This window comes from Pseudoalteromonas sp. B131b, assembly GCF_037162545.1.
Lineage (GTDB): Bacteria > Pseudomonadota > Gammaproteobacteria > Enterobacterales > Alteromonadaceae > Pseudoalteromonas > Pseudoalteromonas fuliginea.
The window spans coordinates 1,343,192-1,364,351 of the sequence record NZ_JARLUZ010000001.1 but is presented as its reverse complement, the minus strand read 5'-3'; the positions used below and the strand labels follow the sequence as shown (position 1 = coordinate 1,364,351).

General features: G+C 39.4%; 14 protein-coding genes and 3 pseudogenes. 9 read left to right on the top strand and 8 right to left on the bottom strand.

What is annotated here, in order from left to right; all coding sequences use genetic code 11:
- Positions 1-18 precede the first annotated feature (18 nt).
- Positions 19-2,519: pseudogene (locus tag P4S65_RS06305) on the top strand (penicillin-binding protein 1A).
- A gap of 44 nt (positions 2,520-2,563) precedes the next feature.
- Here P4S65_RS06305 and metL read toward each other — a convergent pair.
- Both metL and metB read right to left on the bottom strand, forming a co-directional pair.
- Entirely contained in the window at positions 2,564-4,909 is a 2,346-nt protein-coding gene (gene metL / locus P4S65_RS06300) for a bifunctional aspartate kinase/homoserine dehydrogenase II (RefSeq protein WP_337119766.1), read from the bottom strand.
- Positions 4,910-4,914: 5 nt separating this feature from the next.
- Entirely contained in the window at positions 4,915-6,162 is a 1,248-nt protein-coding gene (gene metB, locus P4S65_RS06295; RefSeq protein ID WP_096792367.1) for a cystathionine gamma-synthase, read from the bottom strand.
- A 199-nt stretch (positions 6,163-6,361) separates the two neighbouring features.
- Between metB and metJ the strand changes: the two genes are divergently transcribed.
- Entirely contained in the window at positions 6,362-6,682 is a 321-nt protein-coding gene (gene metJ / locus P4S65_RS06290) for a met regulon transcriptional regulator MetJ (protein ID WP_007378651.1), read from the top strand.
- Positions 6,683-6,754: 72 nt separating this feature from the next.
- On the opposite strand, the gene P4S65_RS06285 is transcribed toward metJ, so the two are convergent.
- Entirely contained in the window at positions 6,755-7,996 is a 1,242-nt protein-coding gene (locus P4S65_RS06285) for a malic enzyme-like NAD(P)-binding protein (RefSeq protein ID WP_008137651.1), read from the bottom strand.
- A 523-nt stretch (positions 7,997-8,519) separates the two neighbouring features.
- Positions 8,520-8,735: a 50S ribosomal protein L31 gene (gene rpmE / locus P4S65_RS06280; RefSeq protein ID WP_007377245.1), complete on the bottom strand. Its 216-nt coding sequence runs from the start codon at positions 8,733-8,735 to the stop codon at positions 8,520-8,522.
- Between the two features lie 232 nt (positions 8,736-8,967).
- On the opposite strand from rpmE, the gene priA reads away from it, so the two are divergent.
- The 5 genes and pseudogenes from priA to P4S65_RS06255 all read left to right on the top strand — a co-directional run bounded on the left by priA (position 8,968) and on the right by P4S65_RS06255 (position 14,076).
- Positions 8,968-11,154, top strand: a complete 2,187-nt coding sequence (gene priA, locus P4S65_RS06275; RefSeq protein ID WP_337119765.1) for a primosomal protein N' — start codon at positions 8,968-8,970, stop codon at positions 11,152-11,154.
- Positions 11,155-11,174: 20 nt separating this feature from the next.
- Positions 11,175-11,702, top strand: coding sequence for an SPOR domain-containing protein (locus P4S65_RS06270; protein WP_149613920.1), 528 nt, complete (start codon positions 11,175-11,177; stop codon positions 11,700-11,702).
- 79 nt (positions 11,703-11,781) lie between these two features.
- Complete coding sequence (hslV, locus tag P4S65_RS06265) at positions 11,782-12,300, top strand: ATP-dependent protease subunit HslV (protein ID WP_002958366.1); 519 nt, start codon at positions 11,782-11,784, stop codon at positions 12,298-12,300.
- A gap of 11 nt (positions 12,301-12,311) precedes the next feature.
- Positions 12,312-13,640 (top strand): HslU--HslV peptidase ATPase subunit, encoded by a 1,329-nt coding sequence (hslU, locus tag P4S65_RS06260; protein ID WP_007377248.1) that lies wholly within the window; start codon positions 12,312-12,314, stop codon positions 13,638-13,640.
- Between the two features lie 62 nt (positions 13,641-13,702).
- Positions 13,703-14,076: pseudogene (locus P4S65_RS06255) on the top strand (gamma-butyrobetaine hydroxylase-like domain-containing protein).
- A 30-nt stretch (positions 14,077-14,106) separates the two neighbouring features.
- Here the strand turns inward: P4S65_RS06255 and P4S65_RS06250 are convergent.
- From P4S65_RS06250 to P4S65_RS06240, 3 genes are all read right to left on the bottom strand, one after another.
- Positions 14,107-15,987 carry a methyl-accepting chemotaxis protein gene (locus P4S65_RS06250; protein ID WP_008137662.1) on the bottom strand — a complete coding sequence of 627 codons (1,881 nt, stop codon included), beginning with the start codon at positions 15,985-15,987 and terminating at the stop codon, positions 14,107-14,109.
- A gap of 120 nt (positions 15,988-16,107) precedes the next feature.
- The gene (locus tag P4S65_RS06245; RefSeq protein WP_096792361.1) at positions 16,108-17,139 is read right to left on the bottom strand and encodes an MJ1255/VC2487 family glycosyltransferase; all 1,032 of its coding nucleotides are present in this window, start codon (positions 17,137-17,139) and stop codon (positions 16,108-16,110) included.
- Positions 17,136-17,675: a phosphatase PAP2 family protein gene (locus P4S65_RS06240; RefSeq protein WP_096792360.1), complete on the bottom strand. Its 540-nt coding sequence runs from the start codon at positions 17,673-17,675 to the stop codon at positions 17,136-17,138. The genes P4S65_RS06245 and P4S65_RS06240 overlap by 4 nt, the downstream gene beginning before the upstream one ends.
- Positions 17,676-17,880: 205 nt before the next feature.
- On the opposite strand from P4S65_RS06240, the gene rraA reads away from it, so the two are divergent.
- Positions 17,881-18,378 carry a ribonuclease E activity regulator RraA gene (gene rraA, locus P4S65_RS06235; RefSeq protein ID WP_007377253.1) on the top strand — a complete coding sequence of 166 codons (498 nt, stop codon included), beginning with the start codon at positions 17,881-17,883 and terminating at the stop codon, positions 18,376-18,378.
- 1 nt (position 18,379) lies between these two features.
- Positions 18,380-19,427, top strand: a pseudogene (locus tag P4S65_RS06230) (formimidoylglutamase).
- A gap of 41 nt (positions 19,428-19,468) precedes the next feature.
- On the opposite strand, the gene P4S65_RS06225 reads toward P4S65_RS06230, so the two are convergent.
- Positions 19,469-21,151 carry a bifunctional diguanylate cyclase/phosphodiesterase gene (locus tag P4S65_RS06225; RefSeq protein ID WP_337120733.1) on the bottom strand — a complete coding sequence of 561 codons (1,683 nt, stop codon included), beginning with the start codon at positions 21,149-21,151 and terminating at the stop codon, positions 19,469-19,471.
- Between the last annotated feature and the right edge of the window lie 9 nt (positions 21,152-21,160).

The following is a 21,160-nucleotide window of genomic DNA, read 5'->3' as shown; positions in this document are numbered from 1 at the left end:
CCATTTAGGGAAATATAAGTGATTTTATTAAAACGAACTTTACAATTTTTTATCATTTGCACATTACTTGGGCTGATTACTTTAATCAGTCTTTATTACTACGTTAAACCTGATATTCCAAGTGTGCAAGTTTTAAAAGATGTGCAATTACAAACTCCTATGCAAGTATTCACTAAAGATGGCCTTCTGATCAATCAATTTGGTGAAAAAAGACGGATCCCCGTAACGATTGACGAAATACCAAAACCTTTAATAAATGCATTTTTAGCAACTGAAGATAATCGTTTTTATGACCATGTGGGAATAGACCCTATTGGTATTGTTCGTTCTGCATTGGTTTTGATTTCAACAGGCGAAAAAAAGCAAGGTGCAAGTACAATAACAATGCAGCTAGCTCGAAACTTCTTCTTAACTCGTGAAAAAGCTTATATTCGTAAAGTTAAAGAAATTTTTATAGCGCTTCATATAGAAAATTTACTAACGAAAGACGAAATTCTTGAACTCTATTTAAACAAAATAGAACTAGGTAACCGTGCTTTTGGTATTGGCGCTGCTGCACAGGTATATTACGGAAAAGAATTAAAAGATCTTACACTTGCCCAAATGGCGATGATTGCCGGCTTACCCAAAGCGCCATCAGCCTTAAACCCGATCCGTAACCCAACTCGCGCAAAATCTCGTCGCAATGTTGTTCTTGGCCGCATGTTAACAGAAAACTACATAACACAAACACAATACAACGATGCCATCAGGCAACCTATTACAGCTTATTTTCACGGTGCAGAAATTGATCTGTATGCTCCTTATATTTCTGAAATGGTGCGTGCAGAAATGGTGGCACGTTACGGAATCGATAAAGCCTATAACTCAGGTTATAAAATATTTACTACTGTTGAGTCACAAGTTCAAAAAGCGGCACAAACAGCACTCATCAATAATTTACACAATTATGATATGCGCCATGGTTATAGAGGCTCTGTTAAAACGTTGTGGGATCCAGAAACACAGCCTGTATTTAGCAAGTCTCAAATACTCAGTGAGCTAAAATCTGTAAATGAGTTTGGCCAATTAAAAGCGGCCGTTGTAATCGCAGTGAATGACAAAACAGCTGATGTATTACTTAAAAGTGGCGAGCAAACCACACTAACTTGGGATAACCTAAAGTGGGCTCGTAAATACATTACGCGTTATCGCCAAGGCTTTGCACCTAAAGCAGCCAATGAAATACTCGCACCCGGCGAACAAATTTGGTTACGTAAAAATACCGACGGTAGCTATTTACTTAGCCAAATTCCTGAAGCATCTAGTGCCATCGTTTCTCTTGACCCACAAAATGGGCGCATTAAAGCGATTGTGGGTGGTTATAGTTTCGAACAAAGTCAATATAACCGAGCAGTACAAGCTAAGCGCCAAGTAGGCTCTAATATAAAACCTTTTATTTACTCTGCTGCACTGGAAAAAGGCTACACCTTAGCCTCAATATTAAACGATGCACCAATTAACCAATGGGATAAAAGCCAAGGTGTTGCATGGCGACCAAAAAACAGCCCCGCTGTTTATAATGGGCCTATTCGTATTCGTCGTGCTTTAGCACAATCTAAAAACGTTATTTCGGTGCGCTTGTTACGCGGAGTTGGCCTACAGCGTACGGCAGAGCACCTACTAAAATTTGGCTTCAAAAATTCAGATATTAATCGCAGTGAATCACTTGCGCTTGGTAGCGCTTCTATTACGCCGCTTGAACTTGCACGCGGTATGAGTGCTTTTGCAAATGGCGGGCATTTAATAGAACCCTACTTCATTTCTGAAATTCAAGATGCTTATGGTGACGTGTTATTTAAAACAAACCCAACAGAAGCTTGTGACGATAGCGATAGTACGTTAAGCGTATTGAACAACGATGTAACAATGCAGAATTTCGAAACTGAAAAGCAACAAGAAAAAAATGCGCACCACGGATTATCTCTAAACAGAATGCATTTTTAATTGCTGATGCAATGCATAGTGGTATTTGGGGCGGTGGTAGTTGGGCACATAAAACAGGCTGGAGCGGAACAGGCTGGCGTGCTCAAGCATTAAAGAGACGTGATCTCTCAGGTAAAACAGGCACGACTAATGACTCAGTAGATACTTGGTTTAGTGGCTTTAATCGTAATGTACTAACGTCTGTATGGGTTGGGTTTGATAACCCCGGTAACTCGTTAGGCCGCTCAACATATAATAACAACCTTGATAGCAGTCAAATCTCAGGGGCAGAGTCAGGGGCTAAAACGGCGCAACCAGCATGGATTGAGTTTATGAAAGTAGCACTTGAAGATGCACCAGAAGCGCCTATAGAACCACCCGAAGACTTAGTATCTATTCGTATTGATTTAGCAACAGGTTTACTGAGCCACAAAAACGATTACACAAGCCGCTTTGAATATTTTGACAAAGGTACAGCCCCAACTAAGTATGTACTTTCCCAACCTACCGATATATTTGAGGAAGATACAAAAACAGAAGAAGAGCTATTTTAAATAGCGTTAAATAAAAACGGCAGCCACTTTAGGCTGCCGTAATGCTACCTTAAATTTTGGACCAGCCAATACAAATCAGAATGTACACCCGCTGCAGTGACCTCTTTACCAGCACCAGGGCCTTGGATAACGAGCGCGTTATCGCTATACCACTTACTATTTATAACAAAAATATTATCTCCTGGCGTTAAACTAGCCAAAACATCACTTTGTAATACATACGCGATACCGACTTTCGCTATTACTTCATTTTCTGCGATTTCGAGTAAGCCTGTATAACGAAGCACCGAATTTTGTGCCTTAGCTCTCTTTGCATGCTCTTGAATAAAGCTATCTAACTGGGATTTTTTACTTAAAAAATCATCCCAACTCCCTTGCGCAAGCTCATCAGGCATCAATGCCGAAAGACTAATATCCTCAAGATTTAATTCAACCCCCAACTCTCTGGCTAAAATAAGCAATTTTCGCTGCATATCACGCCCAGATAAATCCTCGCGAGGATCGGGCTCCGTAAAACCCATTTTTTGCGCTTCGAGCACTAAATCTGAAAATATAATCGAACCATCATACTTACTACACAACCACGATAACGTCCCAGAAAACACGCCCTCAATACGTGTTATTTTATCGCCACTATTTTGTAAATCAGCAAGCGCAAAATTAATGGGTAAACCAGCCCCCACACTGGTGTTATAACGCCAATGTAAGTTGCGTTCAGAGATACTTGTACGTAGTGCTTTATACCAATTAGTAGGAGCTGTACCTGCATACTTATTAGCACTTATTAAATGACAATCCATTTCTACAAAATCAGGATATAACCGGCTAAACTTTTCACTCGCTGTTATATCTACAATCACTTTATGTTCGTAATCAAGTTCATCAATTGCATTTAATAATGTTTGGTTTTGATAATCAGACGCTTCAAGTTGAAACTGGGTTTTCCATTGCGATACACCAATCCCATTAGGATTAAAAAGCATTTTTTGAGAGCGCACTAAGCCAACAAGCTTAATACTAAAGTCATCTGACAAGCGCTCAACTTGAGTAGATAACTGTTCAATAAACACCTCACCTACATTACCAAGTCCAGCGACTATTAAAGCAATTTCCTGCCCTTTGTTAATCAGCTTATCGTGTAATATGCTAAGTATATCGCTATCAATCACTTGATCAGTAAGTAATAAAATATAGCCGCTATCTTGGTGTGCAAATCGTGGTTCAATCGCATGTGAATTTAATAAATTAATCGCCAATAAGTGCAATTTACTAATATCTTGCTCTGGCGCTATCACAGCACACCCGTGTAAGCTCGATTCGTTAATATTAGCTCGACCTTCAAAATAGCTAATAACCTGATGCGTCGAAATAGCTGGCACAACTAAGTACGTCTCACCATTTTGACTAAAGTGATGCAAGCTATGCTGAATAAGCTGACTCACATGCGCAATATCTCCTTCACTTAAGTTTTCAACTATCAATAAATCAATATTTTGTAACGTTGTTATAAAGCGCTTTTGTTTGGCACTACCTTCTTTAACGATGTCAGTAGAGCTAGCTTGTACATCAAAACTACTTCGTACTGATAATTTTATATCCGTATTTTTAAGAGGAGATAATGTTTTAGCATGCAATACGGGGTTACCTAGCCGTGCTAATAAATTGGCCTGTCCACGACACACCTTCGCGTATTTAATCGCTTTACTAACTTTACGAGGGTCGGTACTAAATACACCTTGTGTATCAGTCCAAATACAGACTTGTTTTGCATGACAATAATTAGCGAGTAAGGTCGCACTATAATCACTTCCATTACGACCAAGCGTTACAGTATCCCCTGCTGTATTAGCTGCAATAAATCCAGTCACAACGTTAATTTTATTATGCGCAATTAAATTTGCGCACTGTTGAGTATTTTGTTCATGTAATAACTGCCCATCATTTAATGTAAATAAAGCACGCGCATCGTGAACACACGCATCAACATTAAGCTCCTGCAGGTAAGCAGCGAGTACGCGTGCTGACCATAACTCTCCATGAGCAAGCAATTGGGCTTCTTGTAGCTGCCCTGTTTGCGCTAACAGCGTTATTGTTGATAGCTCTTCATTCAATATTTTTAGAGCGTTACGCTTTGTATTAGCTTGTAATAACTGCTCTATTAAATCTATTTGATGATTATTTAACTGTAATAAAATATCAGCAATTACATGTGTATCTTGCTGCTGGTAACTTTGCCATAACTTAACTAGTGTATCGGTTGTTTTCCCAGCTGCTGATACCACAACGCAATCACCAGGTTGTGTGTGCTCTAATATAATACCCGCAACACTTTTGTAACGCTGCGCTGAACTTAAACTCGAACCGCCAAATTTATGTATATTTTTAGTCATGTTAGTTACCAAAGCGCGGGGTAAGCGGCACTTAACTTAGCATCACCGCTCGATGTTCCCGCACCTTTAGTTAATCGATTTGTATTGTTTTTTCTGCCAGGTTTTACAAGTGTAAATACACGTTCAAGATCTGCTAATAAATCTTCAATGTCTTCTATTCCGACAGAAACACGAATAAGCGTATCACCAACGCCGGCTTCTAAGCGCGCTGTTGCATCCATCCCTGCATGCGTCATGGTAGCAGGGTGGCATATTAAGCTCTCAACGCCGCCTAGCGACTCAGCTAAACTAAAGTTATGTAGACTAGTTAAAAAAGCCGCAGCATCGTTTATATCGCCTTTAATATCAAAGCTAACCATGCCACCAAAACCAAGCTGCTGTGCTTTCGCTAATTCATGTTGGGGGTGCGACTCAAGCCCAGGGTAATAAACTTGGCTAACGAACTCAGATTCTTCGAGATACTTAGCTATTGCTAATGCATTTTCTTGATGCTGCCTTAATCGCACATTTAAAGTACGTAAACCACGAAGCGTTAAATAGCTATCAAAAGGTGCCCCTGTGATACCAATGTTATTAGCCCACCAAGCAAGCTCGTCACCGATCTCTTGTGTTGCAGCAATAACAGCACCGCCCACTACATCTGAGTGTCCGTTAATATATTTAGTGGTTGAATGCACCACAATATCTACACCAAACTTAATCGGATTTTGTAAAGCAGGCGATAAAAATGTATTGTCAGCGGCCACCAGTGCGCCACACTGCTTAGCAATATCAGTAACCGCTTTAATATCAGTTAAACGTAGTACAGGGTTACTTGGTGTTTCAATCCAAATGAGTTTTGGTTTAATTACTAATATTTTTTGAAGACTTTCTGGTTTTGTTAAATCTAAAACCTCAAGCTTTAGCAAGCCACGCTTTTGCAGGGACGTAAATAAACGGTAGCTTCCACCGTAGCAGTCGTGTGGGATCACTAGCGTGTCGTCGTGATTAAGCAGCTGAGTTGCTAAGTGTACAGCCGCCATGCCTGTGGCTGTAATTATGCCGCGTACTCCACCTTCGAGCTCAGCAAGGGTCTCGGCTAAGATATCGCGGTTAGGATTACCGCTGCGGCCATAATCATATTGGCGTTTAGTATCAAAATCGGCAAACGAATAAGTAGTCGATAAATAGATTGGCGCGACCACTGCACCGTGGTGTTTATCGGCTTCAACGCCACTACGGACCGCAATGGTTGCTTTGTTTTTTTCGCTCATATTCGTCACCTGATTAATTTGGATGTTTAGACGTCTAAAAGAGTAGTTTATTCAATTTGAGAAGTCAAAACATTTAAACAGCTAGATGGCCAAACAACTAGTATTTGACTATCTTTTTTAAATCGATAGAATTTCACGCATATTCACACGCATTTTAGCGCATGTGAGCAATTAATAATCTGAGGCAACGATACATCTTATGGCTAAATGGAATGGTGAGTATATTCACCCATACGCAGAACACGGGAAAAAATCAGAACAAGTTAAGAAGATCACCGTTTCGATCCCACTGAATGTATTAAAGGTATTAACTGACGAACGTACTCGTCGTCAAATTAATAACCTGCGTCACGCAACAAACAGTGAGCTACTATGTGAAGCGTTTTTACATGCATTTACAGGTCAACCTTTACCTAATGACGATGACTTACGTAAAGATAACGCTGAAAAAGTACCAGAAGAAGTGAAAAAAATAATGCAAGAAATGGGGTTAGAAGTCCCTGTTTTAGATGACGAATAAATAGATAAAGTAAAATAAAAAAACCTCAGTAATTACTGAGGTTTTTTTATGATTAAATTTTACGGTATAGATTTACTGCATATAGCTTTCTGGCAAATCAATTTGTGCTACACCCGACTCAACAGCAGCAAGAGCAACCGCTCTTGCTATACGTGGTAATAAACGTGGATCCATCGGTTTTGGAATAATATATTGAGCACCAAATTCCAGCTTATCAACACCGGCGGCTTTTAAGACCTCTGCTGGTACAGGCTCTTTTGCAATGCTACGAATCGCTTCTACTGCTGCTATTTTCATTTCATCGTTAATTGCACTTGCGCGCACATCTAGTGCACCACGAAAAATAAACGGGAAACACAAAACATTATTCACTTGGTTTGGATAATCAGAACGCCCTGTCGCCATAATTAAATCGTTGCGTGCGCTGTGTGCAAGTGCGGGATCAATTTCAGGGTCGGGGTTTGAGCACGCAAACACAACCGGCTTATCAGCCATCAGTTTTAAATCATCGGCTGCTAACAAATTAGGGCCAGATACACCAACAAATACATCAGCATCAGCAATAACATCTTGCAACGTACGCTTATCCGTATTGTTAGCGAATAGTTGTTTGTACTCGTTTAAATCATCACGACGAGTATGAATAACGCCTTTACGGTCAAGCATGTAAATGTGTTCACGCAGTGCACCACACTTAATTAACAGTTCCATACAGGCAACTGCAGCCGCACCAGCACCTAAACATACTATAATAGCCTCTTCTATCGATTTCTCTTGCACTTCAAGTGCATTCAACATACCAGCGGCTGTTACAATTGCAGTGCCGTGTTGATCGTCATGAAAAACCGGAATACTACAGCGCTCAATCAATGCCTTTTCAATTTCAAAACACTCTGGGGCTTTAATATCTTCAAGATTAATACCACCAAATGTATCGGCAATATTAGCAACCGTGTTAATAAAGTCTTCTGTTGTTTTATGCTTCACTTCGATATCAATAGAATCAAGGCCTGCAAAGCGCTTAAATAACAGCGCCTTGCCTTCCATTACAGGCTTTGATGCCAAAGGGCCTAAATTACCCAAGCCCAAAATTGCAGTACCATTAGTGATAACTGCAACCATATTACCTTTACCGGTATATTTATAAGCATTTGCAGGATCAGCAGCAATTTCACGCACAGGTTCAGCAACACCTGGGCTATATGCTAAAGCTAAATCTTGAACCGTTTCGGCAGGCTTGGTTAGCTCAATGCTGATTTTTCCTGGAACGGGATGAGAATGGTAATGTAGTGCTTGTTCACGAAAGTCTGACATAACGCGATTGTATCCTGCAATTTAAGTTAAAGTGAGAGGTGTTGTCTGGGTTACGATACCCTTATTATTTTTAAATTCCAAGCAATATCAGGTCTATCCTGTTATATGCTAGATTCATTAATTTTAAGAGGTTTTTCAGTAACTTTGCGAAGATATAGCGACATTTCATAAATAGAAATTCATATAAAAAGCATTTTTAGAGGTACTTTTAGCCGCGAGCCATTTTCTCTAAAAACGACTATCAAATTTTTAGTATAAATAACTATAAACAGCTTAATAGTCTACTTTAAAAACATTTATCTTCACGTTAGCTACATTTAACAACTTAGTTAAAAAATGAACACTTCAAAATATAGAGACTATTACGTACTTTGTCTGCAAAGGTTTATGCATACTCAGAATAAGAACAAGAAATAGTTATGCAAAGGAGATAACGTATAAATAGGCAGGAAAAGCACGTAAAGATAAATTTCAGGCACAAAAAAAGCACCCTAAGGTGCTTCTTTTAACTAAATAGCAAAAATTACTTCTTGCTACCAAGTGCGCCGAAACGCTTGTTGAAACGATCAACACGTCCGCCAGTGTCTAAAACTTTTTGCTTACCAGTATAAAACGGGTGACACGCAGAACATACGTCTAAGTGAATGTTTTTACAAAGAGTAGAGCTTGTTTCGAATTCATTTCCGCATGAACATGTTGCTGAAATTACTTCGTACTTAGGGTGAATACCTTCTTTCATAGAAACCTCTAGTTAAGGCCGCATCGCTCTCCAAACCCGTAGTTTGGTACCATACGTCGTTAAAACAAATTTGTTGGTGGCGGATTTTATCCAACAACTACCGAGCACACAAGGTTTAATTATAATTTTTTGCTAAAAAAGTAACCAAATAATAAAATGACTATAATTTGCTAGTAGGTTTTTAACTGTATATTTAGTACATTACACCATTAATTTTATTGGTTGAGTTGTTATGCGTTTTGTTGAAGTTGCTATTAAAGTCCCATTACCGCGCACCTTTGATTATAAAGTAGATGAACAGCTCCCAGGCTTGGTTTCTGATCTGAAGCCCGGAATGCGCGTTTTGGTACCCTTTGGTAATCAGCGTAAAGTGGCTGTTATATTAGCAGTAAAAAAGAGTACTGAAGTACCCGAGAGTAAAATTAAAAGCATTTTTGAAGTTATCGACGATACCCCAATATTATCTAGCGAACATTTAGATCTCCTTAGTTTTACAGCGCGTTATTATTGTTACCCACTCGGCGAAACGATTCATATAGCTCTGCCTAGTGCACTACGCCAAGGTGAATCACCAGACAAAACAAGCATTAACATGGTAATGCTTACCGAAAAAGGCGCTAAAGTACCGTCATTAAAAGCTAAAACTCAACTCAACTTATTAAAGCAGTTATCACAATCAGGTAAGTCATCGTTAACCGAACTAAAAGCACTTGGCTTTAGTAAAAAAACAATAGATAGCCTCATTGCTAAAGAACTCATCACACAAACTATCGAACACGATAACCAATGGCAAAGCGTTGCGCCAACCGTCGGTAGTAAACCGGTACTTAATAAAGAACAAGCAGTGGCCTGTACAGCAATCAATCAAAGTACCGGCTTTAGCAGCTTTTTATTAGAAGGCGTAACGGGCAGTGGTAAAACTGAAGTGTATTTACAGTGCTTAGAAGAAATATTAAAACGTGGCGAGCAAGCCCTCGTACTCGTGCCCGAAATCGGCCTAACACCGCAAACGGTAAACCGTTTTCGTCGCCGCTTCCCAGATACACCTGTTATGCTTTGGCACTCAGCACTTACCGACAACGAACGCCTACAAACATGGCGATTTTGTGAAAAAGGCAGTTGTGCGATAGTTATTGGCACACGTTCGAGTATTTTTCTGCCATTTTTAAAACTCGGTATGATTGTTGTTGATGAAGAACACGACTCGTCATTTAAACAACAAGATACCCTTCGTTACCATGCTCGTGATTTAGCCGCTTATAGAGCTTTTCAGCATAAAATTCCACTTATATTAGGCAGCGCCACACCCGCGCTTGAAACGCTCCACAAAGCACTTAATAACAAATATCAGTTATTAAGCTTAACCGAGCGCGCGCAAACAGCCACCGACAACCAGTTTAAGTTACTCGATATGAAAGGTCAGCCCAACCAAGCAGGTATTGCACATGCTAGCCTTGCCACTATGCGACAGCATTTAAACCGCGGTAAACAGGTTATGGTGTTTTTAAATCGTCGAGGTTTCTCACCCACTCTTATTTGCCATGAGTGTGGCTGGCTAAGTGAATGTAAACGCTGCAGTACCAGCGCCACTTTTCACAAAGCGATTGGGCAAATGATCTGCCATCACTGTGGCGACCAGTACCCTGTTCCTCACCAATGCCCTGATTGTGGCAGCACGCAAATATTTCCTAACGGCAAAGGCACAGAGCAAATTGAAGAATTTTTATCAACCGAATTCCCTGATACACCCGTTACTCGCATAGACCGCGATTCAACTCGCCGTAAAGGTAGCCTTGAAAAAGCACTAGATGAAATAAACCTAGGCGGTGCACGCATTCTAGTAGGCACACAAATGCTTGCTAAAGGTCATCACTTTGCAGATGTAAGCCTCGTTATAATTTTAGACGTTGATAGCGGGTTATATTCATGCGATTTTAGAGCGACAGAGCATTTAGCACAGTTAGTTACTCAGGTAGCTGGTCGTGCAGGACGTTCAGGGGAGCCTGGCCAAGTATTATTACAAACACACTTTCCAGAGCACCCACTTTTACAAGACTTAGTTAATAACGGTTATCAGGATTTTGCCCGTTTTGCCCTTAGTGAGCGCGATGATGCGGACTTACCACCCATTACAAATATGGCCATTGTCCGTGCACAAGGACATAGTATTAAACTAGTCGTCGATTTTTTGACGGATTTGGTTCCTGTGAATGGGGTATCTGGTATACAATTGCTCGGTCCGATCCCTGCACCTCTTGAAAAAGTCGCAGGTATGTATCGCTTTCAATTACATATTCAAGCGCAAGATCGTCGCATATTACATCAGTACCTTGCGCAAATGGTTGATTATTTAAGCTCAAGCAAACTTGCACAAAAAGTGCGCTGGAGCTTAGACGTAGACCCTATAGACATGATTTAGGTTAAGGCCAAAATAACGCTATGGCACAGCACGATTACATTAACAAAAAACCAGCAAATAGAAAAAACACTAAAAAAGCACCCACTAAAAAACCATTTCCAATTTTTTTAGTGAGCATTGCTATTTTACTTGTAGGTGGTTTCGTTTACGGATTATGGTTTATTAAAAGTAATGCCGATCCAAAACTTGTCGAAAAGCAAGCTCACCCAACTGCGCCTGAAAAAGTAGAAGTTGTTATTCCACGCACGCCGGAATTTATTAAAGAAATTAGAAACCACGAAATTCAAGTTGAAGTAAAAGAGCTTGAACAAAAAGGTCCTTATGTTATGCAATGCGGTTCGTTTAAAACCCACGCACAAGCTGAATCGTTAAAAGCTAAAATCGCATTTGCAGGGCTCATTTCTGAGATAAAACAGGCTGAAGGCAGCAATGGTACTTGGTATAAAGTACGTTTAGGCCCTTATAAAACCAAACGCCAAGCCGAAAGCGATAAAAACAAACTTAAACGTGTAAAAATAGTCGGCTGCGGAATTTGGGGCTGGACTTGAAAATAAACCATTCACCCATATAACCTCATCATAATCGTTTTTTACGAGTTGCCTCTGCAGCTCGATGATGAGGAATAACATGACTACTATCGTAAGTGTTCGCCGCGGCGACAAAGTTGTAATTGGCGGCGATGGCCAAGTGTCTCTTGGTAACACCGTAATGAAGGGCAACGCCCGTAAAGTTCGACGCCTTTATAATGGCAAAGTAATCGCTGGTTTTGCCGGCGGTACTGCTGATGCCTTCACTCTTTTCGAACGCTTTGAAAGCAAATTAGAAATGCACCAAGGAAACCTAACTAAAGCCGCAGTAGAAATGGCTAAAGATTGGCGAAGTGACCGTGCACTTCGAAAACTCGAAGCATTGCTCGCTGTAGCAGACGAAACAGCCTCTTTAATTATTACCGGTAACGGTGATGTGGTTCAGCCAGAAAACGACCTAATTGCAATTGGCAGTGGTGGTAACTTTGCCCAATCAGCAGCAACAGCCTTATTAGAAAATACCGACTTAAGCGCTCGTGAAATAGTAGAAAAAAGTTTAACTATTGCAGGCAACATCTGCGTATTTACTAATAACTTCCAAACAATCGAAGAATTATAATAGGAACTATTATGTCTGATATGACCCCAAGAGAAATTGTTCACGAGCTAGATCAGCATATTATAGGTCAGGCTAAAGCTAAAAAAGCAGTAGCTATCGCGCTTCGTAATCGCTGGCGTCGTATGCAATTAAATGAAGATTTACGCAGCGAAGTAACACCAAAAAATATTTTAATGATTGGTCCAACCGGCGTAGGTAAAACAGAAATTGCACGCCGTTTAGCAAAATTAGCGAATGCGCCATTCATTAAAGTAGAAGCGACTAAGTTCACTGAAGTTGGCTATGTTGGTAAAGAAGTTGAGACAATCATCCGCGATTTAGTCGATGTATCAATTAAAATGACTCGCGAACAGCAGACTAAAAAGTTTAAACATCGCGCCGAAGAAGCAGCAGAAGAGCGCATTTTAGATGCCCTTTTACCTCCTGCAAAAGACCAATTTGGCGAAAGCCAACGCGACGATAATTCATCAACACGTCAAACATTCCGTAAAAAGCTACGTGAAGGTCAGTTAGATGATAAAGAAATTGAAATCGATTTAGCACAAGCACAACCAAACGTAGAAATTATGGCGCCTCCTGGTATGGAAGATATGACCAACCAGCTACAAAGCATGTTTCAAAACATGGGCGGCGATAAGCGTACTAAACGTAAACTAAAAATCAAAGAAGCCTTCAAACTATTAACGGAAGAAGAAGCCGCTAAATTAGTAAATCCTGAAGAGCTAAAAGAACAAGCTATTTTTGCAGTAGAGCAAAACGGTATTGTGTTTATTGATGAAATAGACAAAATTTGTAAGCGCGGCGATTCTTCAGGCCCTGATGTGAGCCGAGAAGGTGTTCAGCGCGACTTGCTACCGCTAATTGAAGGCTCAACAGTAAACACTAAACACGGCATGGTTAAAACTGACCATATGTTGTTTATTGCCTCTGGTGCGTTTCAGATGGCAAAGCCATCAGATATGATCCCAGAGCTACAAGGTCGCTTACCGATTCGAGTAGAACTTGAAGCACTCACTGCAGATGACTTTAAACGCATCCTTACAGAGCCTCATGCATCGCTTACTGAGCAACAACGCGAGCTACTTAAAACTGAACAGGTATCAATTGAGTTTAGTGATGATGCAATTGAGCGTATTGCTAAAGCCGCTTGGCAAGTTAACGAAAAAACCGAAAACATCGGTGCTCGTCGTCTTCATACTGTAATGGAAAGATTGATGGAAGAGATTTCATACGATGCTTCTGAAAAAGCAGGTTCGTCTTTAGTAATCGATGCCGCTTATGTTGAAAAACACTTAGGTGCACTTGTTGAAGATGAAGACTTAAGCCGCTTTATTCTATAAAACGAATATAAACGTTATACTAAAAGCCTCCATATTGGAGGCTTTTTAATGGGATATATTAAATGAAACACGTAACAAAAGTGCATTACCACAGTGTGAGTAAAAATCTAGATGTTTACTTTGATGATGACAGCCAAGCCGTCTTTAGCTGTGAATTTTTACGTGTTCACTCCCTTCTGCTGAAGTGCAAGGCCATGGCTCTGGTCCAATGAAGCTAGTACTTAATAAGCAAGATGTAGGAATAAAAAGTATTGCACCTGTTGGACACTATGCCTTGCGCTTAGATTTTGATGATGGCCATAATAGCGGGTTATTTAGCTGGCACTATTTTGTAAAACTGCAAGAGCAGCACGATACATTGTGGGCTGAATATTTAGAGCGTGTAATTGAGCTCAAGCAAAGTAAAGACAGTGTACCAATAAAGTTTATTCCTTAAACTTTATTGGTTATTTTTTACAAGCTTTATTTATACCTTAAACTTATCAATCGCGCTAAATAACACACGAGCCTGCTCAGATACTTCTTCACTTGTTTGTGCATTGTTCGCGGCATGCCCTGATGCATCTTGAGCAATATCACGAATACGCACTACATTTTTATTAACCTCTGACGCCACTTGGCTTTGCTCGTCAATTGCGACGGCTATTTGAGTACTCATTTCCATTATAGTTTGTACATCTTCCGTAATTGCACCTAATAATTCTCCGGCCTTAATCGCTTGCGAGGCACTTTCATCGCCTTGTGAACGACACTGATGCATAATACTCACAACTTCTTGAGTGCGCTGTTGTAATGTATTAATAATCCCTTCAATCTCGCTAGTAGACTCTTGTGTACGTTGTGCAAGTGAACGGACTTCATCTGCTACTACAGCAAAACCACGACCATACTCACCAGCTCGAGCAGCTTCAATTGCAGCATTAAGTGCGAGTAAATTTGTTTGCTCAGCAATACCACGGATCACATCAAGCACAGAACCAATTGTCTCCCCATCTTTTTCGAGCTGTGATACCACACTCGATGCATTCCCAAGGGATTCAGATAGGTCTCTAATATGCTTAACCGTTGAATCCACTTCATTACGCCCTTGCTGTGCACTTAAGTTGGTCGATTCCGCTTTTTTGGCTGCTGCTTCGGTATTATGAGAAATATCTTGAATAGTCGCCTGCATTTCAGTTGCCGCGGTTGCTACCATATCTGCTTCATGAAGTTGCTCTTGCATACCTGAACTTGTTGCTGCAGTGCTTTCTGATAAATGCTCAGTGGCTACATTAAGCGTATTTAAAGCCGTGTTGACTTCATTTATTAAGTTTCTAAAGTCACCAATGAGGCTATTAAAATCGATTGTCATGGTGGTAATTTCATCTTTACCTGTTTGCTCTATCATCACACTTAAATCATTATTACGGCGAATGTCGTTAATGGTGTGATAAACACGCTCTATAGGTACAATGATTGAGTGACTGGTAAAGTAAACAAGCGCTAGAACAATCACACCTGCAATTACAAAAACCAAAATGGCTAAAAATTGTGCTTGTTCTACACTCTTTTCAACTTGTAGTTTTGTTTCTTTAACAATTTGAGTAACAATTACATCGCTTTTATTGACGCTTTCTCGCATCACACCTAACGCACCAGAATTAAGGTCTAAGCCTAATGCTGTTTGCGCTTGTACAAGTGTTTCAAACTCATTTTGATACATATCAATCAAAGGGGTTATTTTTGCTTTGTAGCTGCTTAGCAGATCAGTCGATGCTATCTGTTGCTTAAACGTATTTATGCCTTCATTAAATCGCTCTAAGTATTTAATATCAAATCTCAGCATAAAATCTTTTTCTGAGCGCCTAAGTTGCAACATAGATGATAAAAGCTTGTAGTCTTGCTGCTCTTTCAGCAGTACTTCGACTTCATGCACAGCAGCTCTGAGCTTACCATATAAGCCATCTTTAGGATTCAGCCCAATCTCTTTTTGTAATTTAACAACAGTATTAAAATCATTGTTATAACTATTAATTAGTTGCTCAAAATGCTCAACCTGAGCAGCAGAAATATCTTGTTGGCTCATTGATTGCTTTAATTTTGTAATTTTACTACTTAACTGCTTAAAATCAGTTTCAAATTCAGTTAACGCTTCTTCGTGCTTATAAAATAGAAAATTTTTCTCATGTTTACGCAGTGCTAGTGCATGTACATTAAGTTCTTCTGCTAATTGAATAGTCTTATTTAAGTTTAAGGTTGTACGTGATTCAAAAATGATCACACATAAAAGAATCACCATAGCTAAACCAACAACAACTGCGTTTAATTGCAAACGTCGTTTAATAGTTAAGTTTTGTAAAAAAATCATCGAAAACGCCTTTATTAAATATGCTTTAATATTATAGCTTATTGAGTCAAAGCAACTAATTAAATTAATAGATTTTTATTTTATATAGTTATTTAGTGTTGTTAATTTTAGTTTTCATCATTATAAATTCACACTTCCCCATAAACCTTTATGTAATGAGTGTGTATTATTCCATTGTTTTTTAAGCAGCCAAAAAATTAAAGGTGCGGGATCACTGGGATAATTAATCTGTTTATTTTGTGGCGCAGTATTCCAATCATCAAGCGCTTGGGGATTTAAATAACTCATTACATGTGCCATGCCCATTGCAAGTAGCGTTTGTGCATTAGCGCCTTGCTCAAACTGCCCGTCTAAAGGTTTTAATAATAATTTTTTTCCTAATTTTAATGCTTCACTAGCAAGCTCAAACCCTGCGTTTCCTATTACGCCACTTGTATTTGCTAAATCATTTAAAAAGCCAGTGCGTGAAGGGGAACGCAAATGTATATGTCCAATAGATTGATTACAGGCGTGCGGGTGATAACAATAAAACTCTTTTTCGGGGAAGTCTTTTAAATAATCTATAATGCTGTCTAAATTTTCGAAAGGTAAATACACCAATACTTTATTCATAACCGCCACTGGATTGCCATGTTGATGATTAGCGATAAAAGGGGGAATAATATTATGCGCGAAAGGCTGCCAATGAACACCTAAATACGTATTGGCTGGTGCGTAGTATTTAATAAGTGACTTACGTAAAATCCCGCGACTAAACATAGGCACACTACTGGACAAAAATGCGGCCTGATGGCTAATTCCAACAACCGGAATTCCAGCCCTTTTTGCAGCCCATGCAGAAACTGGCTCAAAGTCATTGAGTACAAAATCATACTGTTTTACATCGAGCGACTTTATATCTGCAAGCAATTTACAAGGGCGTGCGTTGCTAACTGTTCGATAGCTTTTTACTTGACCATTTTCTGTATCAAAAGATAACCCCCGAAAACTTTTATACTGCCCAAACTCTTGCATATCAAAGTAGTCTTTTTTAGCACGTCCTGAAAAAATATAATCAACATCAATTCCTAATTCCTTAAAACCACTTGCCATGACCCGGGCGCGAGTAACATGACCATTCCCAGTACCTTGAATACCATATAATATTTTCATTCAGGCACCACTAATGCTAAAGAAAATATCGCACATGAACTACCAACCACAGCACCTAGAATAATATCTGCGGGAAAATGAACCCCGAGTACAACTCGAGAAATTGCCACTCCCGAGGCCCAGCCAAATAGTAGCCAAGTATATTCAGGAAAAAAATGGCTTAAGATCATCGCGACTAAAAATGCGGCTGCACTGTGTCCTGAAGGTAAACTAAATTTATCACTAGGTACTATGTAAGCGTTTGTAACTAAACAATCGCACGGCCGAACCCGAGCAAAACGATTTTTAGCTAAAAAGTAGATAGGTCTTTCTATCGCAAATCCGAGTAGCAAAGTTACTGGTAATAACTGATATGGTTCATTGTCACTTAACCACCATACAGCCCCACATATGAGTAGATAAAGGCCACCATCACCACTTTTTGATAGTCCAAATGCAATTACTTTCAGCCATGAAGGCGATTTACAATTAAACAGAGTTAAAAATAATTGCTCATCTATTTGAGCTACTTTTTTAAGCATATTATTACCATCCATCACTTACTCCTAGCTGCATAATATATGAACACTGTTTTAGCTTAGGTGTTGTAAATAACAATTGCGTGACGCTTTTAAGACACTATTGTTGCTTTTATTGATTCTCTTCTTATTTTGCCTAAATTTACTGCGATTAAGTCGTTGTTATTGCTTATGAGGAGGGTATACTGAGGTATAAATTAATGTACCTTTTGAGGATAAAATAATGGATTACAGCACTTCTGATTTATGCGACCACTTTGCTGATGTGGTTGACGTGCTAGAACCAATGTTCATCAACTTTGGTGGTCGCCACAGTTTTGGTGGTCGCATTAAAACTGTTAAATGTTTTGAAAATAATGAACTGATCCGCGAATTACTTTCTCAAGATGGTACTGGCTTAGTGCTTCTTATTGATGGCGGTGGTTCAACTCGTCGTGCGCTTATCGACATCGAAATAGCCGAACTTGCACTCGAAAACAACTGGAATGGCATTGTTGTATACGGCGCAGTACGTCATGTCGATGAGCTTGAAGAACTTGATTTAGGTATTCAAGCAATTGCCTCAATACCGGTTGCTGCCGACAGCGAAGGTGCTGGCGAAGACGCTATAGGTGTTAACTTTGCTGGTGTATCATTTTTTGATGACGACTTTATTTATGCTGACAGTACTGGCATTGTTTTATCTGCTGAAGAACTAGAATTGGAAATCGTAGAAGCATAACGTGACCAAGCATTTAAAGGTATATGATGAAAGCGCGGTTAAAGCGATTTGCTCTATCCGCGCAAACGAAAAAAGCTTGGCAAGCGATGGCCTTGCTCGATACTCAAGTTAATGTGCAACAAGCACTTATTGATGCAGCACAGTTTGGTATTCGCTATGTATTACTCGGTATTTGCGAAGATATTGGCCCCAAAGCAAACCTAGGAAATGGCGGTGCAGACGAAGCGTGGCCGGCTTTTTTAAAGCGTTTTTTAAACCAACCTCATAATCAATTTATTGCTACACAAAAAGTACTTTTATTAGGTGAAGTCAATGTTGATGATCTAATGGCAAAAAGTAAGCAGCTTGATAATCAACAGCCTAAACAGTTAAATCAATTACGAAATTTATGTCAGCAACTCGATGAACGAGTAGAAAATGTATTATCCCTTATATTTAAAGCAGGTCTTGAGCCAATTATTATTGGCGGGGGGCATAATAACTGTTTAGGTATTATTCGTGCTTTAAGTAAATATAAAAATACACCGGTTAATGCCATAAATTTTGATCCTCATGCCGACTTTAGAGACTGTGAAGGCCGTCACAGTGGCAACGGTTTCCGGTATGCGTACAACGAACAACTCTTAAATAATTATCACGTGATTGGTTTGCACGAACTGAAAAACAATCAAGCTATTCTTGAAGCTATGGCTAACGCTAATTTTAAATTTAATAGCTACCAATCGATAAAAGTGAGACGGGATATTACACTCACTCAAGCCGTTAATAATGCACTAAATAGCTTTGATAACTTACCACTTGGAGTTGAAGTAGATTTAGACAGCATTTCTTACATGCCAGTAAGTGCCTATACGTGCAGTGGATTTAACGTGGACGACAGTGAGCACTTTGTGCATTTAGCCGCTAAAAACCGTCAGTCTCAGTATTTACATTTATGTGAAGCTGCACCAAATCAGCATCCAAATGACGTTGAGAATGGCATGCAACACTGTGGGCAAGTAATTAGCGCGCTAGTGAATACCTATTTACAAGCTAAAGAAGGTCTTTAGTAAACGCCTTACTTTTATTGAAATAAAATTAATATTGCTATTTACCGTGAAGTAGGAGGAATATATTCCCCTTGTGTTAACTGCCACTGCTTTAGCCAGCTCATTAAACCAATACTACTCAATGGATGACCAAAGTAATAACCTTGTGCAGCATAAGCATTTAAACTTTTAACAAATCTCAGTTGCTCAAACGTTTCTACGCCCTCAAAAATAACTTTAGTCTTTTGCTGGTTATGCATTTCAACCATGCCACTAATTAAACTGCGTATATTATTTTGATTGCTAAAATCAGCAGTTAACGACGGTGCAACTTTAATATACTCAACAGCTAAATTGGGTAATTTAGACAGTAGTACTGGATTATCACCGAGCCCATCAACACAGACTTTTAATCCAATGTTATTGAGCCTAGCAATCATCGCCCTACCTCTATTATCTAAATTGGTAAAAATGTGTAACGGGCATTCAACAATTAAATCCCCAGCCTCTAGTTGATGTTCACTTATGATGCGGTCAACAAACTCAACAAACTCTTCATTAAGCATTTCAGGACCAAATACATTAATACTAAGCGGTATTGCTATCCCTTCTATACGCAATGCCATTGCAAGTTCTGCCGCACGCTCTATCACAAAAGTAGCTAATGGATAAGCCAATCCTGCAATTCTAATATCATCAATAAATCTATTTGCAGATAAAATACCTTGCTTTGGATGCTGCCAACGTAACAACAGTTCTAAAAATTCTATTTTTCCATCATCATTACGAATAATTGGTTGAAAATAGAGCTCTAGTTCACTTGAAAAGTCGATATTAGCTAACTCTTTTAAGCGTGCTTGTTGCTCAAGTTGCTCTACCATCATTTGCTGATGATACGGGACCACCTTTCGTTGAGGGTGACTATCAAGCGCTAAATATGCGTAGGAGATTAAATCATCAAAATTATTTTCTTGTGCCCCGCAATCCACATAACTTGCTCGTGCGTTAACCTCTACGGTACAGTTTGCAACGTTGAAAGGTTTTAATGTTGCACCAAGAATGTGCTCTATAACGTGCTCATGAAGATGATTTTGAGTCGCCAAACTACAAATAAAGGCAAAGTTAAGTCCACCTAAATGCGCCAGTTTTTCTTGTGACCCTAAATCAAAAATCTCATCGTTTTCTAATAGTTTTTTTATTCTATTTGCTGATTGAGTCAGTAATAAGTCACCGAAATCTCGCCCTATTTGCTGGTTAACTTGTTCAAAGCCCTCTAGGCGAATAATGACTAGTGCTGCCTTTATGGGTGTATCATCACACCAGGCATAATAGCCTTCTCGTAACTTTTTTCTGTCTGCAAAGCTAGAAAGTGGTGAATTTTCAATAAATATTTCTTGCGCTTTATCTTCGACAATCACTTCCTCAGCCAATTCATCTTCACTGATAAAACCGGCAACAGCTAAGAATAAAATAGCGATAACAATCCAAAATAAAGGGATTGCTAATAATAAATGTGCAGAAAAAAGTACAACAAATAACAAACTAGCAAACGAGCTGATGATGATCATAGTCCAATTACTACGCTCAAACGCCTGCCACAAATGAAAACAAAACCCAAAGGCAAGTAAAATAGCTAACCAAGCAGTACCCAGACTTAAAATTGCTAAGCCAACAGCAGCAATGCATAGGTAGCTAAACTTCATACCGCTATTTTTTATAGTAAATAAGGACGCGATCATCGCCATTAACAAGGC

Bases quoted from the DNA above. Each gene is read 5' to 3' on its own strand.
- metL (WP_337119766.1), bottom strand. From the start codon at position 4,909: ATGACTAAAAATATACATAAATTTGGCGGTTCGAGTTTAAGTTCAGCG.
- metB (WP_096792367.1), bottom strand. From the start codon at position 6,162: ATGAGCGAAAAAAACAAAGCAACCATTGCGGTCCGTAGTGGCGTTGAA.
- metJ (WP_007378651.1), top strand. From the start codon at position 6,362: ATGGCTAAATGGAATGGTGAGTATATTCACCCATACGCAGAACACGGG.
- P4S65_RS06285 (WP_008137651.1), bottom strand. From the start codon at position 7,996: ATGTCAGACTTTCGTGAACAAGCACTACATTACCATTCTCATCCCGTT.
- rpmE (WP_007377245.1), bottom strand. From the start codon at position 8,735: ATGAAAGAAGGTATTCACCCTAAGTACGAAGTAATTTCAGCAACATGT.
- priA (WP_337119765.1), top strand. From the start codon at position 8,968: ATGCGTTTTGTTGAAGTTGCTATTAAAGTCCCATTACCGCGCACCTTT.
- P4S65_RS06270 (WP_149613920.1), top strand. From the start codon at position 11,175: ATGGCACAGCACGATTACATTAACAAAAAACCAGCAAATAGAAAAAAC.
- hslV (WP_002958366.1), top strand. From the start codon at position 11,782: ATGACTACTATCGTAAGTGTTCGCCGCGGCGACAAAGTTGTAATTGGC.
- hslU (WP_007377248.1), top strand. From the start codon at position 12,312: ATGTCTGATATGACCCCAAGAGAAATTGTTCACGAGCTAGATCAGCAT.
- P4S65_RS06250 (WP_008137662.1), bottom strand. From the start codon at position 15,987: ATGATTTTTTTACAAAACTTAACTATTAAACGACGTTTGCAATTAAAC.
- P4S65_RS06245 (WP_096792361.1), bottom strand. From the start codon at position 17,139: ATGAAAATATTATATGGTATTCAAGGTACTGGGAATGGTCATGTTACT.
- P4S65_RS06240 (WP_096792360.1), bottom strand. From the start codon at position 17,675: ATGGATGGTAATAATATGCTTAAAAAAGTAGCTCAAATAGATGAGCAA.
- rraA (WP_007377253.1), top strand. From the start codon at position 17,881: ATGGATTACAGCACTTCTGATTTATGCGACCACTTTGCTGATGTGGTT.
- P4S65_RS06225 (WP_337120733.1), bottom strand. From the start codon at position 21,151: ATGGCGATGATCGCGTCCTTATTTACTATAAAAAATAGCGGTATGAAG.